The following is a 17,077-nucleotide window of genomic DNA, read 5'->3' on the forward strand; positions in this document are numbered from 1 at the left end:
TCTGCCATGCGGCGCATCGACTGCTACTCGCGCGTAACCACTGCGGTCGTAGCAGAGCGCGTCCCGCGCATAGCGCGCACCGAGCGTACGAGGAGCCTCACGGTTTCCGGCGCCATTCAGGCGCGAGAACATGCACCGTCCGTGCGCCTCGGTCGCCGCGGCGCAGCGAGGGCGCGCCGGGGAGACGCCGCTCAGCCGAGCAGCACTTCCGGATGCGCCTTGGCAACGGCGAGAAGCTTCAGCGCCGCATCGGAGGGACGACGGGCGTCCGTCTCCCACGCCTGCACCGTCCTCGGGCTGACGTTCAGGATTCGCGCGAAAGCGGCTTGCGAGACGCGCATCCGGGTCCGGACTGCGAGCACCTCCTTCGCGCCCATCGGGGCCGGCGGCTTCAGCTCCACGTCACGAACCGTGAGCTGCCGGTCCCCAGCGTGGAAGGCGATCGCGTCCTCCAGCCCTGCCTTGATCTTGGCGAACGCGGACGTGGTCCTTCCCTTCCTCTTCATGGCTCCTCCTTCAACTGGCGCACGAGCGCGGCGACTGCCTGTCGCTCTGCCCTCGAGAGGTCCGACTTCTCGCGCTTCCCGAAGATCGCGACCAAGTGCGTGACGCCGCGCCGCGGGAGATCCAGGTAGTAGACGCGGACCCCGCCGCGCTTGCCGCGCCGGACCTCGCTCTGCGCGGCCCGGACCTTCCGCAGGCCGCCAGTACCCGGCACGAGGTCGCCGACCTCGGGGTCTGCCAGGATTCTCTGCTCCAGCGCCACCATGTCATCGTGCGAAAACTCCCGGACACGCTCGAGGCGCCTCCGGTCCTCGCTGAACCCGCGCGACTCCACGAACAGCCGTCTCACCGCGACGAGCCTACCATACTACTAAGTCGTATGCCCACGCGGCGCAAGGGGGCGTCACCGCCGCGCTGTCTTCTGGAGACCGAGGGCTCTCCGCAGCACCGACACGTCGAACCGCTGTGCCGCCGTGGCGGATCATGGTCGACCACCCGGAAGCATTCGCACGCGCGAGGCGAGAGAACCGTTGGAAGACGCATGGGCTGTGAAGAGAACCTTCACCGCGGATCTGCCTGGCTCAGCGCGTCTGCTCGGCCGCGCGATACTGTTCGTCGCTCACTTGCTCCATCCACTCAACGGTGTTGTCGTCGAGTCGCTCCTGAACGGCCATGTGCGTCATCGCGGTGGTCGTCGTCGCTCCGTGCCAGTGCATGACCGCCGGAGGGATCCACACGACGTCGTCCTCCCTGATCGCCTTGGCCGCCTCCCCCCGCTGCTGAACCCAGCCCGTTCCGGCGGTCACCACGAGCACCTGGCCCAACGGGTGGGCGTGCCACGCCGTCCGAGCGCCAGGCTCGAACGTGACCGAGGCGCCCGATGCGCGCGCTGGATCGCTGGCCTGGAAGAGCCGCCGGATTCGAACCGTGCCCTTGAAGTGTTCCAGAGGTGCGCTCTCGACGAGCTGTTCTTGGCGCACGCGGATGCTGATCCGCGCCTCGGCTGACGAGCCGCGCCCGGTGGAGAGCACGGTGTCCGGATGCGACATGCCCGGCCTCTTGCCGATGACCTGCGCCAGCAGGTGGCGAGCGTTGTCTCCACGAGCCTTCCCGACGGCGTCGTCGATGGCGAAGGTCACGCCCCTCAGCTGCGCCTCGGTGAGGCCGGTGTTGAGGCCCACGTTGAAGTGGGACGTCAGCTGGGGATTGACCCCCTCGAGAGTGGCCAGAGCCGAGATGGTGGCGATCTCTCGGCTCTGCACGTCCAGGTTGTCGCGGCCCAGGATGTCTCCGAAGAGATGCCCTTTCAGAAAGGCATCGATGCCCGGACAGAATGCGACGTATCGGCCCGTCGCAGGCCCTCCCACCAGCTTCGTCTGGATCTCGGTTCCGAGTTCGATGCTGCTCTTGTGAGCCGGCATGGGGCTCGGTTCGCGGCCCACTTCGTCGGTGATGCCTCTTCGCTGCCGGTCATCGAGGACGTCGATGAACGTGTTGAGCCCGTTCAAGCTGCGCGGGAACCCCGCGTAAGCGTACAGCTGAACGAGGACCTCCTTGATCTCGTTGATGGTCCAGCCAGCATCCAGCCCTCCGGCCAACGCCGTGCTCAGTTTCGGCAGGTTGCCGTTGGCTGTGAAGGCGGCGATCGCCACGAGCCGCTGCTGCTTGACGCTCAGCCCGTCAGTTGTCACGGTCGTTCCTCTCGAAGTCGCCTGCTGATGCGCGCACCCGTGCACGAACACCGCCATCGCCAAGAGGACGAGTGGCGGAAGCATCCTGAGCGATCTCGTCATATGCCGCGCTCCCGCTTCGCGGGCGGTCCGAGCCTTCTCAATCCAGGTGCTTCTGGGCGAGGAAGCTCGAGAGCAGGTCCGCGATCTGGGGGTTGTTCAGATCCGAGAACATGAAGTGCGTGTTCCCGCGGATTCCGAGGTCCGGGGGATGAACGAGCGAGACGTCGCCCCCGTGCCCGGTTGACGGCGTCGCGGCACATCCGCGCCATCTCGATTCGAACGCGCCAGTTAGAAGCAGCCCGGGCGATCCCGGAAGCGTCGAGGCCGGCCCGTCGCTTCGCGCGGCTCTCACGCAAGCGCTCGCCCCGAGGAGAGACGCGGCGAGCCACAGCCGATTCGACGAGGAAGAAGATCGGGTCCGCATGAGCATCACTTCCTGAGGGACCTTCCGAAGAACTCCGTCAGCTTGTTCATCGCAGCGTCCACATGCTTGGGGACCCAGTACGTCTCGATGTGCGTGGCGCCGTCGATCTTGAAAAGCTCCTTGTTCTTCGTGCCGGTGGCCTTCGCGAACGCATCCTCGGTCATGTACAGGCTGTCGGCCTTGCTGCCCGCGATCATGAGCAAGGGTTTGTCGAGCAGCTCGAGTCGGTCGGTGGCATCGAAGCTCATGAGATCCAGCAAGCTGCTCGTCGTGTATTTGAACGTCGAGCCGGGGTGCGCGTGCGTCTTCCAGTAGTACTCGTAGCCCTGCCGGTACAGGTCGAACGGCAACTTGGCGATCTGCTCATCGGTCAGGTTGGCGTCGCCTGAATAGAGAATCTCCCCGCCGGCTGCCTCCTGGGCGCGGGCGTCCGAGGCCTGCTGCAGGCGTACCTGGATGGTGGACAGCTGCGAGTCGTTGTAGCCGTTGCGACGCGCTCGCCCGGAGTTGAACATGCTCAGCGTCGCGATGGCCTTGAAGCGCTTGTCCGTTTGCGCCGCCTTCAACGAATAGCCGCCGCCACCACAGATGCCGAGCAACCCCAGGCGCGCGACATCGACACCCGGATAACGGGCGATGAAGTCCGCCATCCCGTGGATGTCCTCGATGCGGTATGCGGGCTTGTCCACGTTGCGGGGCTGGCCGCCGCTCGCGCCTTGATAAGCCGCATCCGCGGCGATCGTGATGTAGCCCTGCTCCGCGAGGCGCTGGGCATAGAGGCCCGCGACCTGCTCCTTCACTCCGCCGTTGGGGTGCGCCACGACGACCGCCGGGTATTGCTTCGACGGGTCGTAGTTTGCCGGCGTGTAGACGTTGGCCGAGATATCCAGGTTATTGAGCTTGTACGTGACCGGATGGATGTTGACCTTGCCCGGCTCATTCTTGGTGATCGCACCTTCGTAGACCAAGGTGAACGGGTTTTGCTTGTAATCCGCCGCCCCGACCTTGCCAGCCATGAGCACTCCCATCGCCGCCCAAAGGGTGGCCTTCCAAGTGCTTCCCATCTGGAAAATCCTCTCGTTGACCTGTCAGCAACTTCCATTTGGCGCAGCCGACTGCGTACGTCACAACCCGATGCCACGGTCGCCCCCGGCGACCAAGAGCGACCTTTCTGTCCCGTTCCTCTCCATGCTCCTCTGGTCGCGAGAGCTCCGAGGCCTTCGCGTCAGCGGTCCACCATCGCCTGCATGTGCGCGGGATACCGGATGCCTTGAACGGTGATCCGGGAAGCCGCGCCGTCGATGTCGCGGAGGTCGTCGGGTGAAAGCTCGACGTTCACCGCGGCGAGGTTCTCCTCCAGGCGATGCAGCTTCGTCGTCCCAGGGATTGGCACGATCCATGGCTTCTGTGCGAGCACCCAGGAGAGCGCGATCTGCGCTGGTGTGCACTGCTTCCGCGCTGCGACCTGCTTGACGAAATCGACGAACGCCTGGTTCGCCCTGATGTTCTCGGGCGTGAAGCGCGGGAACGTCGTGCCGCGCAGGTCACCGGCTTCGAACTTCGTGGTGTCGGTGATCTTCCCGGTGAGGAACCCCTTCCCCAGAGGACTGAATGGGACGAAGCCGATGCCAAGGCCCTCGCACGCCGGCAGCACTGCCTGCTCGGGCTCACGCCACCACAGCGAGTATTCGCTCTGGACAGCCGCGACCGGCTGCACCGCGTGCGCGCGCCGGATCGTCTCGACACCGGCCTCCGAGAGCCCGAAGTGCCTCACCTTGCCCTCGGAGATCAGCTCCTTCACGGTCCCCGCCACGTCCTCGATCGCGACGTTCGGGTCGACCCGGTGCTGGTAAAGCAGGTCGATCGTCTCGACGCCGAGGCGCTTCAGCGAGCCTTCCGTCGTCCCGCGGATGGACTCGGGCCGGCTGTCGAGCGCGCCGGTCGGCTTACCGTCGGAGTCAAAGGCGAAGCCGAACTTCGTCGCGATCACCACCATGTCGCGGAACGGCGCGAGCGCTTCGCCCACGACCTCTTCGTTCGTGAAGGGGCCGTAGATCTGCGCGGTGTCGAAGAACGTCACTCCCCGGTCGAACGCCGCGCGGAGCAGCGCGATCGCCTGCTGCTTGTCGCTGGCCGGCCCATAGCCGTGGCTCAGCCCCATGGCACCGTAGCCGATCAACGACACCTCGAGTCCACTCTTCCCCAGCGCGCGCTTGTCCATTTCGCTTCTCCGTTCTGGCACCATGTACTCCCGACTCACTTCGCCGAGGGCGCCTCCACCCCTGAGAAGACCAGCACTTGATCCGGGAGCCGTGCGCCGCGGATCTGGGCCGCCGACACGGCTCCGTTCAGCTCGGCGAGCTCGGTCGGCGTGATGCGCACTTGAGCGGCCCCGATGTTCTCGAGCATGTGCGCCATCTGCGTCGTTCCGGGGATCGGCACGATCCACGGCTTCTGCGCCATGAGCCAGGCCAGCGAAACCTGGGCGGGAGTCCCACCCTTTCGCGCTGCCCAGCGCCTGAGCAGCGCGACCAGCGCCAGGTTCTGCGGGAGGTTCTCCGGCGAGAAGCGGGACTCGACGCCGCGGATGTCCCCCTGAGCGAAGCGCGTATTCGCGTCGATCGCTCCCGTGAGGAACCCCACTCCGAGCGGGCTCCACGGCACGAAGCCGATCCCAAGCTCCTCGCAAATCGGAATGACTTCCTTCTCGGGGCCGCGCCAGAGCATCGAGTACTCGTTCTGGACGGCGGTGACCGGCAGCGCGGCGTGAGCCCGGCGCAGCGTGTTGACCCCCATCTCCGAGAGGCCCCAGTGCAGGACCTTGCCCTGCTGCCTCAGGTCCTTGACCGCCCCGGCGACGTCCTCGATCGGAACCTCCGGATCCACCCGATGCTGGTACAGGATGTCGATGCGATCGGTCCTGAGGCGCTTGAGCATTCCTTCGACGGCGAGCTTGATGTGCTCTGGCTTGCTGTTGAGCCCTGGCCGACGCTCACCCGTCTCGAGGTCGATGTTCCAGCCGAACTTGGATGCAATCACGACCTTGTCGCGGAACGGCGCGACGCCCTCGCCAAGGATGCGCTCGACCTCGTGAGGGCCATACGCCTCGGCCGCGTCAAAGAACGTGACGCCCCGGTCGAACGCGGTCCTGATGATGCTGAGCATCTCGGAGCGGGTCGGGATCGTCGTCTGGTAAGTGCGGCTCATGTTCTGGACGCCGAGCCCGACGCTGGAGACCTCGAGCGACCCCAGCCTTCGCCGGCCGATCGCGGACGGTGCGGCCTGCCTGCGCGCCGGAGGCTGCGCAGGACTCTGCGCGGCCGCACCACCGAGAAGCGGCGCGGCCGCGAGCACTCCAGCCGACAGCAGGAAGGAGCGGCGTCCGATTTCGGTCTTGCTCTTCGATGCCATGTGCCGCGGCTCCCTCAGTGCCGATTGATCAGAACGTTCAGGTCGTCGCGCACGAGCTTTGGTTCGCTCTCGAGCGGCATGTTGGCGATGTCACGCACGCCGTCCAGCGCGCCCGGAGGATCCGCATCGAGCGACGCAAACAGCGCGTCGACGTCCTCTGGAGCCCGTCCCGTCGTCGCGACGAGCTCGAACGTCTTGCGCACTGCACTTGGCGAGCTGAGGCTGCGCACCAGGACCTCCGCGATCTGGCGGCGCGCAACGACACCGTCGCTCGGATCACCGGCGTGGCGTGTGTCTCCCTGTAGCGGGACGAGCCGATGCTGGCCCGGACCGTTCATGTCGAACCAGCCGGGTCGCACGATCGTGTAGGGCAATCCGCTGGCGCGCACGAGCCGCTCCGACCGGCGCTTCCAGTCAGGGGCCCCGGTGCTGCGGTTGTAGTCGCCCTCACGATTGGTGACCCCGATGGCCGTCATGAGCGCGATGCGCACCCGCCGCGACCCGAGCGCGCGGAGCACGTTCCGCACGCCACCGTAGTCGACACTCTCGAACCCACCCTTGCCGCCCGTCGAGCCGTGGGTGAACACGATCGCGTCGACTCCGTCGACCGCCGCCGCCAGCGTGTCGGGCCGGGTGAGGTCGCCACGGACGACCTGCGCTTCCGACGGGAGCTGACGAACGTGGCCGGGATTCCGCACCAGGGCCCGGACGTCATGCCCTTGGCGGATGGCTTCCGCGACAGCAAGACGCCCGATGCTGCCGGTCGCGCCGACGACCAGCACGGTCCCCCGGTTTTCGGTCACGATGTCTCCTGCTCGCGTGCCCATCACAGCTCCTGCCGAGTCGGGCGGAAGAGGATCTCGTTGATGTCCACGTCCTCGGGCTGCTCGATCGCGAACGCGACGGCGCGAGCGAACGAGGACGGAGGGATCGCGTACTCTCTGTAGAACTGCGCGATGCCCTGCGCGACGTCCGGCTCCGTCACGCTCTGGGGCAGCTCCGTCGCGACCGCGCCCGGCGAGATGATCGTGGAGCGGATGTTCCAGGGCTTCACCTCCTGCCGTAGCCCCTCCGAGATCACGCGCACCGCGGTCTTCGTCGCGGAGTAGACCACTCCCGCCGGACCGACCCGGTGGCCCGCGACGGACGAGACATTGATGAAGTGGCCGCTCTTCTGCCGCTGCATGTGCGGCAGCGCGGCGGCGATGCCGTAGAGGACGCCCTTGATGTTGACGTCGATGGTACGGTCCCAGTCGGCGATCTTCCGGCGCTCGAGCGGCGAGTGCGGCATGAGCCCCGCGTTGTTGAGCATGACGTCGACGCGCCCGAAGCGCTCGACGGCCGCGTCGACCAGGCGCTGGACCTGCACGGCGTCGGTGACGTCGGTGGCGAGGGCGAGCGCCTTGCCGCCGTCCCTCGTGATCTCGCCCGCGAGCGCTTCCAGGCGGTCCACGCGACGGGCGCCGAGCACGATGATCGCGCCTCGGTCTGCGAGATGCCGGGCCGCCGCCTCGCCCATGCCGCTGCTGGCGCCGGTGATGATGACGACCTTTCCCGAGATGTTGGTGCCGTTCACGTGTCCGTTCATGTCGAGCTCCTGTCGCTGATGCCGCGGTGGAGTCACGCCTCGGGGATCGGCCTGCCGTAGCTCTCGAGGGTGATGGTTTCAGGCTCGGGTCCGCCGCGGACGCCGGTGTCGAGCGCGTCGATCGCCGCCAGTTGCTCCCGCGTGAGCTCGAAGTCGAGCACGGCGAAGTTCTCGGCGATGCGGGCGGGCTTGACGGACTTCGGGATTGCCGAACGGCCGTGCTGCAGGTGCCACCGCAGCATCACCTGGGCTGCCGACTTCTCGTGCTCGCGCGCAATCTCGAGTAGCTTCGGGTCCGCGAACGAGTTCTTCTCGAGGCCTCGATAGGCGGTGATCCCGCCGATCGGCGACCAGGCCTGCGTCGTGATCCCGTGCTTGGCGTGGACGCGCTGCAGCGCCTTCTGCTGGAAGAAGGGATGCACCTCGATTTGGTTCACGGCCGGCACGACGGACGCGGAGCTCAACAGCCGCTCGAGGTGCTCGGGCATGAAGTTGCTGACGCCGATAGCGCGCACCCTGCCGTCTGCGAGTAGCTTCTCGAGCGCGCGGTACGCTTCGAGGGTGCGGTCGAACGCCGACGGCAGCGGCTGGTGGAGGAGCAGCAGGTCCAGCTGGTCGACACCGAGCTTCCGGGCGTTCTTGTCGAACGCGTGCAGTGTGGCGTCGTACCCGTAGTCGCTGATCCAGACCTTCGTCTCGATGAACACCTCGTCGCGCCCGACGCCGGAGCGACGGAGGCCCTCGCCGACCTCGCGCTCGTTGGCGTACGCGGCGGCAGTGTCGATGAGCCGGTAGCCGGTCGCGATGGCGGCCTCGACGGCTCCCGCGGTTTCGGCCGGCGGGCTCTGGAAGACGCCGAGCCCGATGACCGGCAGCTGGACCCCGTTGTTGAGAGTGATGGAGGGACTCTTTGCGCTCATATCGGGTTTCCTTTCGGGTGCGCGGCTTCTCGCGGCGGCTCGAGGCTTCGCGCTGACCGAAAGGAACCTAGCCCCCGCGTCCGCCGGGCAGTAGACGCGAGACGGGAATGGGCTTTTAAGCTGTGCTTGAAGATCGCCCCCCCCGCAAACGCGCTACGCTCTACGAGGCCGGGAAGCGGGCTCCCTTCCCCACCTCCGAGCCACTCCATGAAGACGACGCTTCTGCCCCAGCTCCAGACCTTCCTCGTGGCGGCCCGCACCAGGAGCTTCAGCGCGGCTGCACGCGAAATCGGTGTCTCACCGGCGGCCGTGAGCCAGTCGGTTCGTCAGCTCGAGGATCAGCTGCGCGTCGTGCTCTTCACCCGGACGACACGTACCGTCGCGCTCACGGACGCGGGGCGACGGCTGCTGGAAGGCGCCGGACCGGGCCTCGGACAGGCGCTCGCCTCGCTGCAAGAGGTGTCGGCGCAGCCCGGGGAGGCGGTGGGTCGGCTGAAGCTGACCGTGCCGGAGGTCGCGGTGCCGTACGTGGTCACCCCCGTGCTGGCTGCCTTCCGCGCCCGTCACCCGCGCGTCGAGGTGGAGATCGTCGTCGAGAACCGCTTCGTGGACATCGTCGCGGATGGTTACGACGCCGGCGTACGCCTGCACGAGGCCATCGAGCGGGACATGGTGCAGGTGCGACTCACCGACGCGTTCCGCTTCGTCGTGGTGGGGGCCCCCTCGTATGTCGAGCGGTACGGCACACCCCGGCGCCCCGAGGACCTGCTGCGGCACGAGTGCTTCACGTTCCGCATCCCGTCGAGCGGAGCGCTGTTCGCGTGGGAGCTGGAGCGTGGTCGCAGGAATTGGCGGGTGCCGGTCCGAGGCAGCGTCGTGACGAACGACCGCCGGCTGACGCTCGCCCTGGTGGAGCAAGGGCTGGGGCTCGCGTACGCCTTCGAGCCTGCCGTAAGGGAGGAGCTGCGCACCGGGCGGCTCGTGCGCGTGCTCGAGGAGTACGCGCCGACGGTTCCTGGGTTCTTCCTATATTTCCCGAGCCGGGCGCAGCGCTCTGGACCGTTGCGCCTCTTCATCGACGTGGCCAGGGAGTTTGCGACGAAGGAGCCGTGATGCGACGCGACACCAGACGCGGCGCCGCCGCCGCGATCGTGTTGGTTGCGTCATTGCTCGTGCTGGCGCCGGTTCGTGGACTGGCGAGGGAGATCGAGGTGGGTGGAAGGACGGGCAGTCATCTCACCCCTCGCAGCAGCCTGCGAGATCTCCTGAACCACCCGGCGTTCGCAGGGTTTGGCGACCTGCTGTTGCCGTGGGACGACCGCGCTTACGACGAGCACATGCCGCTGACGGCCATCGGCTCGCTGCTCCCCTACCACAGCCATGTCGATCCGGAGACGGTGACGAGCGCTCTCAACCGCATGATCGACGATGTCGGCGGCGGCAAGACCGTCTTCTACCGCTTCTACACCGAGGCCCAGCGGCGGGAGCAGCCCGAGCGAGAGCGGACGGGCCTGTTCTTCCTTCGTGGACGGCCCGGCGCGCCGTTCGCCGTGATCTGTCCGGGCGGCGGGTTCTCCTACGTCGGCAGCGTCCACGAAGGCTTTCCCTACGCCGCGGAGATCAGCCGCAGGGGGTACAACGCGTTCGTGCTGAGGTACCGAGTTGGACACGGCGGCACGGTCGCCACCCAGGATCTGGCCGCCGCGCTCACGTACATCTTCGAGAACTCGAAGAGGCTCGGCGTCAGCGCGTCCGACTACTCGCTCTGGGGCAGTTCGGCCGGAGCGAGGATGGCGGCTGCCATCGGATCGCACGGCGTGGCCGCGTATGGTGGCAGCAAGCTTCCGAAGCCGGCCGTCGTCGTGATGGCGTACACGGCGCATTTGGACCACTCGTCGGACGAGCCGCCCACGTTCGTGGTCGTGGGCGATCGAGATGGCATCGCTCCTCCATCCCTCATGGAGCGGCGCGCCATGGCGCTGCGTCGATCCGGAACGGACGTGGAGTACCGCATGTATCCGAATCTCGGCCATGGGTTCGGACCCGGCGTCGGCACGAGCGCCGAAGGATGGATCGGGGACGCCACCCGGTTCTGGGAGGGGTTCATGCGGAAGAAGAACTGAACCTGGACGAACCGGCAATCATCGCGGTCCCGGTTCCGTGGTTTCAGCGGCTGGACGGCCCGTCGGGCGACATCGAAGGGGGCCTCGACATCCGCGCGTGAGCCCCGCTGAGTTCGGTAGCGCAGCACGCACCGTGAAGTCCGTGGCGTACTCAACCTGTCCGCCGAGCCCGATCAAGCCCACACCCCGGCGGCGGCTGCGAACGCGTCGAGCGCCGCGACCGGGACTCTCGCGACGATCGCGCGCCACGTCGTAGTGACCGGCGCGTGTGCGATCGACAAGGGCGCGTTTCGCCGTGAGGCGGTCGGCCCCATGGCTCATCTCTGGAAGGCGCGGCACCTGAAGCGCAGCGATTTCGCCGAATTCCTTGGCGAAAACGGGCACGGCACCCCGCGTACTTCGAGCCAAGTGGTCGGGCCTTAGTGCGCGCCTTGTCTTAAATGAATCCGGCGGCTTGGCGCTTGGCGTCGCACCCAGTAACCGGCTCCTCCGGCGGCGCGCGTCCGGCGCCATCCAGGCGCCGAAAAGAAGAAGGCCGCGGAGCTGCTCATGTTTCATGAGCAATCCCGCGGCCTTGATTGAGTCGGGGAGACAGGATTTGAACCTGCGACCCCTTGGTCCCGAAGGCTCACCGCCGGGATCCGATACGGTCGGCTCCGATCCGACGGCGCCCGATGTGCCCGAAACTGCTGAGGATGGCTGCGGCGAGCGATCCGATACAGACCGGGTTAGCCGGCCCCGACCGGCCGCCTCAGTCACGTTTCAGGCACAGCGTACTCTCGGTGCGACTCGCCTCCTGACCGTCCGCGAGGTCGCTGAACGGCTCCGGGTCTGCAGGGCGACCGTGTACCGGTTGGTCGCGAAAGGGGCGCTCGCAAGCATCAGGGTCTCGTCCGGCGCCATCCGAATCGTCGCGGCATCCTAGGCAACCGGGCGCCAGCGGAAAGTGCGGTCAACACATCCGGTCTGCTACGCCTCCACTAGAACGGCTTCCTCAACGCCTTGGCGCGCGATGGGGTCGAGTACGCAATGGGCGCCGTCTCGTGAAGCGAGGGAATAGACGCGAGACGCGTATTCATTCGGTGCCGCGAGCACAAGTAACCGCTGCGCCCTCGTCGCGGCAACGTAAAGAACCGCTCTCCCCTCCGAGTCTTGGCGGGTCTCCCACTCGTCCAACAGTTGCTTCGTGCGCTTCCCGGGCGGCAGCACGACCATGACACCTGGGTACTCGCGTCCCTTCGCCGCGTGAACGGTGGTCGCGGTGCCGCGAAATTCGCACGGCGCCTCAGGCACCCGCCACTCCTTACCTGCCTTCTTCAGCACTTGCCCGGAGGCGCACGTGGTGCCCGTTGGCAGCAGCATGTCCGCACGGTCAAGCGCACACCGAGCACGTTCGAGCCAGGATGCGTCGCCGATCCCAATGGACTCCTTCGCTAGCGAGCACAGGATGCGCAAGGCTTCTGTCCGTAGGGCAACTGAATCGATGCCGTTCCGTTGCGCGACCTCCTTCGGTAGGGCCGAGCTGCACTTGAGCCCGTGCTTCGCCAGTAGAAGGCTTTCGGCGTGCTCAGTCGCTGCGAGCAAGTCCGCAGGTCTGGGCGCTGCCGATCTGAACACCTCGATCGCAGAGGCGAGCTTCGCTACGCGTGAGGCTCCAGCGTCCTTGGTTCTTCCGACCGCTGCGAGGGCGTCTGCCTCCTGGTACGCCAACACCGCCCCATCCTCGGCGCTGATTCTGAGGGCTCGCAGCCGCACAACGAAGGCGTCGCCGAGACCGGCGTCGAGGGGCGGCTCGTAACCAAGGACGACAACCGGCGAAACCTCAGCCCCGTATCTACCGACAGCCGTGTCTGACCCAGCGGCGAGCTTTACACTGGATGCGAACCTGCAGATGTTCTCGGTACTCCTATGATTCCCAGTCAACGAAAGCTGGCTTGCGCTTACGAAGAGCCTCGCTGCGCGCCGTCCGTCAGCCCCACGAAATCGGTAGATGTCCTGATTCGGATCTCCGACCGCGAGAGTCCGAACACCCGCAGCCATCAGCCGCTCTAGTATCTCGAGATCGGCGCTATTACAGTCCTGCACCTCATCGACAATCGCGACGGGGAACCGAGCTGCAATCGCCTTGAGAACGGGCTGCCCGCGCGCCTCTCGCACGCGACTCAGAGCGAGCGCCCGTCCGTCCGCGCACGTCATGTAGCCCCGAGCCAACAACTTCCCTCTGAGGGCGTTGGCCTCTGCGTTGAGCGCGTCCAGATGCTGCGCTGCGGCCTTCCGAAACGCGTACTCCACGTTTCGGGGCTGGAGGGCGACGGCGTCGACGTCCTTGAGCTCGAACGCGCTCAGAGGAATCGGCGGCGGCGCGTTCTTCAGACGAAGATGAACCTTCACTCCAAGCCGATCCCAAGAATCCAGGTACGTGACCGGCCTGCCGGGACACCATCTGTTCCTGAACGGCGCCACGAGGAATCGGCTGACGAACGCATCGAAGGTATCTACGAAGTGCGGATACTCGAATGCACTGGCGCGCCCTTCGCGCACGCAGCGCTTCCGAATTTCGTCGGCAGCACATCGGCTGAAAGATAGGACCAGCACCCCATGAGCTGCCTGAGCCCGCCCTCCCTCACGAAGGAAAGCTTCGACGATCACCCTCGTCTTTCCTGCTCCGGGGCATGCCGTAACGAACACCGTCTTGTCGCTTAGGACGACGGCTTCCTGTTCTGCCGTAAGGGCAGCGAACGTCATAACGTGACGAGCGCACTCAAGACCGCCTCGACCGACGACGGCACCGGCACCTGTGGCGTTATGCGGCGTGCGATCTCTTGAGCGTAGTCGCCCTTCCCAATTCCAGAGTCCTTGAGTCGCCGCACTAGGCAGGCACCTCGGTGTCCAGGGGGAGAACTCGCTACATCACGGTCCCACAGCAACGCGGACCTCGGCCTGAGTGCAAGGAACGAGTCACGCAGCACTTGCTCCATTTGCACGCTGGGTGGATTGCCGAGCAAGGCCGCCTCGAAGGTGATCGGCGAAAGCTGGACCGAGAGCCGGTCCGCGGCCTCAAGGCTTTCGGAGACTTCCTTCAGTGCTCGCCGGCGCTGAACGCCGCCCGCGCCTTCAAGATCGATTTCCTGTTTCGCTGTCTCGGATGCGGGGTCTTCGTCGGTGAGGACGACCACGAGGTCTGCGACGCGTTTGCCGCTCCCAGGATCAGGAGTGAGCAGGAGACGAACGTAAGGCTCGAAATCGACGCCGCTGATCGGCACGATCGTTGAGGCGGTCAGGCGCGCGAGTTCAGTAGACTTTCCTCTGTAGAGAACCTTCCCGAATGCGGGGATTAGCAGCGCCTCAGAAATGCCCTCGACCAATAGTACCCGGCGCGAAAAAAGCATCGCAGAGCGGGTAACGTCGAGGTAGCGGTCTATCTTCTCGCGCTCGTCTTCTCGCAACCGGATCTGCGCGAGCGATACTGCTGCCGAGAACGAGGACGCTGACGCCGCCTCCCCGCCCCTGCCCGCAGCACCAGCGGGCGCCACCTCGGGCGAAACGTCGGGCCCAGCTTGCGTCCTAAGGATCACCACCTTCTTGGATCCCACTGCCGACGTGAGGTGAGGTGAGTGCGTTGATACGATGACTTGGATACGCCCCGCGTATTCCCCGGGACTCCTCGCTCTCCGCTGCGATTCCTCCGCCTTATCCCGCAGATACTCAAGCATCACAGCCTGAAGCTGAGGGTGCAGGTGTGCTTCCGGTTCCTCTACGAGGAAGAGCGTGAGGTCCGCATCCGCCGTATTCGCAAGTTCGACGACAACGAGCGCAAGGAACAGCACGTTCGCGTAACCAAGACCCGACTCGTACAGATCCGCTGCAGGCATTCCAGCGAGTCCGAGCCGGAGCCGCAGGTCGCGCGCGAGGTCAGTCAGAGTCGGGTCCGCGAACCCGAGATGCGCTTCATGCGGGTGAACCCCCGCCGTGAGTGCGCGCACCCCCTCCTGCACCTGCGCTTCTGCGGCCCCAATGACTGGGTCTGCCTTGAGCAGCTCTAGCGCCTGCCTCGCCTTCGCGACAAGTGCTTCTCGCTGCTCGTCCGTAGCAGTCCGGCGCAGGAGGTGTTCAATCCTCCCAGGCGCGCTCGAGGCCAGTTCGCGTGACGCGTCTCGGAGCGCGGGCAGGTGTACGTGTCGGACGAGTTCCCTAGCTTTCGGCTCGATCTCCGGTGCATCGAGAGGCCCCACCACCCGACTCCGCTCCCCCCTTCGCTTCCCAGGCACTTCCGCATATTGGAGGCCGAGCGAGGCTGAGTCCGACGTTGGGCCACGCAGGCATGTGAGAAACGAGCCGCGCTGCCGATCATCAAGCGCAGAGTAGGTACCTCGAATCGAGAATGACTCGAAGCCTCTCGTAATGTCGCGTGGCTCGGGCCACCTCACTACGCGTCCATCGCTGGGCGGAGTCAGAAGACGAAGCGCTTCGAGTACATTCGTCTTGCCGGAATTGTTTTCACCGGCGAGCACCGTCAGTGTTTCGTCGAAGTACACGGTCCCGTCGCGGAACGACCGGAATCGCGTCAGCTGCAAGCTCGACAGGTACATTATCCCCCAAGCCTTTGCGGGCCTGAATCAGCGTACTCCGCGGGCATGACGCTGTCCCGAAACTACCCTACTCGGTCACTCCTGCTGCGCACACGATGAGAGGCGGCAGCGAGGCGTGTCGCGCACTACGCGTCCTCTTGGCCTGCGGAAGCGTGCGCGAGGTCTGCGGACCCTGGGACATATGCGATTTGCTCGGGCAGAAGCACTGGTCCTCATGAGATCCGCACAAGCCGTCGCCCGGTCCTCACAACACACGCCCCCCGCTTCACAACGAACGCCTCGACCCAGTGAGTTCCGCGATACTTGGTATCCTCCCACTTCGACATGGCTCCGAGCTCGATACCTCCTCTGAGCCCCTTGGCCGCAGCGGCCTCCGATCCGGTGTTCACGACCTGCCAGTAAACGTCGCACGGCGGAGGTACATCTGTTTCCAGCTGAAAAAGAATGCTCACGTGCTTGGGCAGCAACTGGTCGGCGAGTTCGCTGATCTTCGGTCCTCCTCGACTGCGGTGAACCGCCGCAGACAGGCGGGCGTTCGACCCGAGTATCAGGGGCCACGGCGGCACCTGCGCATGAGGGATATCTTCACCCTGGGACCGAGCGGCCGCGGCAAGCGTACTCGCCGTAGACACCATCCCGAACCGCTCCTCGGCCGTTCTTGCAGCACGCGTAATCTCTTCTTTCCCGAGCCCTCGCTCAAGTAGCGGATATGCTTTCTTCAACTCGGTGGAGTGCACCCATTCCGAAATGTCTGTCCGCAGCGTATTCAACCAGCTCAGGAACGCCTGGCGCCGCTTCGGGTCCTCGTTCCAGCGATCTGCGAAGTTTTCGCTTGGCTCCGCCGGGTTCATGACGAAGAACTTTCCGTCCCTCACCTGGATGTACTGGGGCATCTTCTCAACGATCGCGATTAGCGCATCGACCAGATCTGGCTCGTTGTCGTACGACAGCGCGGCGAGGGTGGTCAGAATGATCGACAGCGGCTTCTGATCCTCCTCCCCGCTAAATGTCTGATCGCGGTGCCGCTTCAACACCTGGACAGCCCGCTGCAGCGGCGTCCGAACCCGCCATTCCGGAACGTCCTCAACGCTCGCCCCGAGGGACTCCGCGAGCGCCGCCCTCCTTTCCCTCAGCGCGACGCGCATACGCTCTTTGAACCAGTCCGCGTACCGGATCGGATCGCTCTTCTGCCACTGAGCCAGCTTCTTGTCGCCCAACAAGATACCCGTGGGCTGTGCCTCTACGTTCGGAATCGATGGAAGCACATCCATGTGAAAGCTCTTCGACCAGTCAAGCGTCCAGCACCGAGTCGATGGCACTGTCAATGCGCCGAACTCTGGGTTCAGCTTTAGACGGCCGCCGACAAGCGACCACACGTCGCGCTGCGTTATCTCGTCCTTCGCGACTAGGAGCTCGCAGACCAAGTCGATGTCGTAGGCGCCGTTTCGGTTCATCGGCCGCACAACGGTCCCGAGCCGGAATGACCCCTGAGGGAAGACTTTGGGCTGGAATGGCTGGAGTTCCGAGTCCTCGGTCGCCAGCCAAGCACCAACCGCCTCGTATCTCTCGACGGCCTGATTCCGAAGTGGCTCCGGGATGTCCAAAGATTGCGTGACTTCGCTCAGGAGCGTACCGAGGAATTCCTGATTTCGACTACTCAGCGTCGCCATTCGCTACTACCTTTCCAGGCTCCGGATCCCAGAACTCGGCCGGCTGCGCCCACCTGCCGACTCCGAAACTCGGGCAGCTTCGCCGCGCCGCCTACAAGCGCGGAATCTTCGCGAC

The 17,077-nt window shown here is 65.7% G+C and carries 15 protein-coding genes; 3 read left to right on the forward strand and 12 right to left on the reverse strand.

Annotated elements, in window-relative coordinates:
- Window positions 1-191: 191 nt before the first annotated feature.
- The 9 genes from ADEH_RS23140 to ADEH_RS16620 form a co-directional block, all read right to left on the reverse strand.
- Window positions 192-506 carry a helix-turn-helix domain-containing protein gene (locus tag ADEH_RS23140; RefSeq protein ID WP_011422259.1) on the reverse strand — a complete coding sequence of 105 codons (315 nt, stop codon included), beginning with the start codon at window positions 504-506 and terminating at the stop codon, window positions 192-194.
- Window positions 503-853: a hypothetical protein gene (locus tag ADEH_RS16585; protein WP_011422260.1), complete on the reverse strand. Its 351-nt coding sequence runs from the start codon at window positions 851-853 to the stop codon at window positions 503-505. Before ADEH_RS16585 ends, ADEH_RS23140 begins: the two co-directional genes overlap by 4 nt.
- A 232-nt stretch (window positions 854-1,085) precedes the next feature.
- The gene (locus tag ADEH_RS16590) at window positions 1,086-2,279 is read right to left on the reverse strand and encodes a (R)-mandelonitrile lyase (RefSeq protein WP_198133791.1); all 1,194 of its coding nucleotides are present in this window, start codon (window positions 2,277-2,279) and stop codon (window positions 1,086-1,088) included.
- 387 nt (window positions 2,280-2,666) lie between these two features.
- Window positions 2,667-3,677: an alpha/beta hydrolase gene (locus tag ADEH_RS16595; protein ID WP_198133792.1), complete on the reverse strand. Its 1,011-nt coding sequence runs from the start codon at window positions 3,675-3,677 to the stop codon at window positions 2,667-2,669.
- A gap of 209 nt (window positions 3,678-3,886) precedes the next feature.
- Window positions 3,887-4,882 carry an aldo/keto reductase gene (locus tag ADEH_RS16600; RefSeq protein WP_011422264.1) on the reverse strand — a complete coding sequence of 332 codons (996 nt, stop codon included), beginning with the start codon at window positions 4,880-4,882 and terminating at the stop codon, window positions 3,887-3,889.
- Window positions 4,883-4,917: 35 nt separating this feature from the next.
- A complete protein-coding gene (locus ADEH_RS16605; RefSeq protein ID WP_011422265.1) occupies window positions 4,918-6,072 on the reverse strand; it encodes an aldo/keto reductase in 1,155 nt (384 codons plus the stop codon).
- A 14-nt stretch (window positions 6,073-6,086) separates the two neighbouring features.
- Window positions 6,087-6,899: an SDR family oxidoreductase gene (locus tag ADEH_RS16610; RefSeq protein WP_011422266.1), complete on the reverse strand. Its 813-nt coding sequence runs from the start codon at window positions 6,897-6,899 to the stop codon at window positions 6,087-6,089.
- On the reverse strand, window positions 6,899-7,660 hold the full coding sequence (locus ADEH_RS16615; protein ID WP_011422267.1) for an SDR family oxidoreductase: 762 nt from the start codon (window positions 7,658-7,660) through the stop codon (window positions 6,899-6,901). The genes ADEH_RS16610 and ADEH_RS16615 overlap by 1 nt, the downstream gene beginning before the upstream one ends.
- A 32-nt stretch (window positions 7,661-7,692) precedes the next feature.
- A complete protein-coding gene (locus ADEH_RS16620; protein ID WP_011422268.1) occupies window positions 7,693-8,580 on the reverse strand; it encodes an aldo/keto reductase in 888 nt (295 codons plus the stop codon).
- A 207-nt stretch (window positions 8,581-8,787) separates the two neighbouring features.
- Between ADEH_RS16620 and ADEH_RS16625 the strand changes: the two genes are divergently transcribed.
- The 3 genes from ADEH_RS16625 (at window position 8,788) to ADEH_RS22825 (ending at window position 11,628) form a co-directional block, all read left to right on the forward strand.
- Window positions 8,788-9,693, forward strand: coding sequence for a LysR family transcriptional regulator (locus tag ADEH_RS16625; protein ID WP_011422269.1), 906 nt, complete (start codon window positions 8,788-8,790; stop codon window positions 9,691-9,693).
- Entirely contained in the window at window positions 9,693-10,703 is a 1,011-nt protein-coding gene (locus tag ADEH_RS16630) for an alpha/beta hydrolase (protein WP_011422270.1), read from the forward strand. The genes ADEH_RS16625 and ADEH_RS16630 overlap by 1 nt, the downstream gene beginning before the upstream one ends.
- A 556-nt stretch (window positions 10,704-11,259) precedes the next feature.
- Window positions 11,260-11,628, forward strand: a complete 369-nt coding sequence (locus ADEH_RS22825; RefSeq protein WP_011422272.1) for a helix-turn-helix transcriptional regulator — start codon at window positions 11,260-11,262, stop codon at window positions 11,626-11,628.
- 44 nt (window positions 11,629-11,672) lie between these two features.
- Here ADEH_RS22825 and ADEH_RS16640 read toward each other — a convergent pair whose 3' ends face one another.
- The 3 genes from ADEH_RS16640 to ADEH_RS22605 all read right to left on the reverse strand — a co-directional run bounded on the left by ADEH_RS16640 (window position 11,673) and on the right by ADEH_RS22605 (window position 16,962).
- A complete protein-coding gene (locus tag ADEH_RS16640) occupies window positions 11,673-13,448 on the reverse strand; it encodes an ATP-dependent helicase (RefSeq protein WP_011422273.1) in 1,776 nt (591 codons plus the stop codon).
- Window positions 13,445-15,292, reverse strand: a complete 1,848-nt coding sequence (locus ADEH_RS22830; RefSeq protein ID WP_011422274.1) for an ATP-dependent nuclease — start codon at window positions 15,290-15,292, stop codon at window positions 13,445-13,447. Before ADEH_RS22830 ends, ADEH_RS16640 begins: the two co-directional genes overlap by 4 nt.
- A gap of 212 nt (window positions 15,293-15,504) precedes the next feature.
- Window positions 15,505-16,962, reverse strand: coding sequence for a nucleotidyltransferase (locus tag ADEH_RS22605; protein WP_011422275.1), 1,458 nt, complete (start codon window positions 16,960-16,962; stop codon window positions 15,505-15,507).
- Window positions 16,963-17,077: the final 115 nt, after the last annotated feature.

The sequence above is a fragment of the Anaeromyxobacter dehalogenans 2CP-C genome, assembly GCF_000013385.1.
Classification (GTDB): domain Bacteria; phylum Myxococcota; class Myxococcia; order Myxococcales; family Anaeromyxobacteraceae; genus Anaeromyxobacter; species Anaeromyxobacter dehalogenans_B.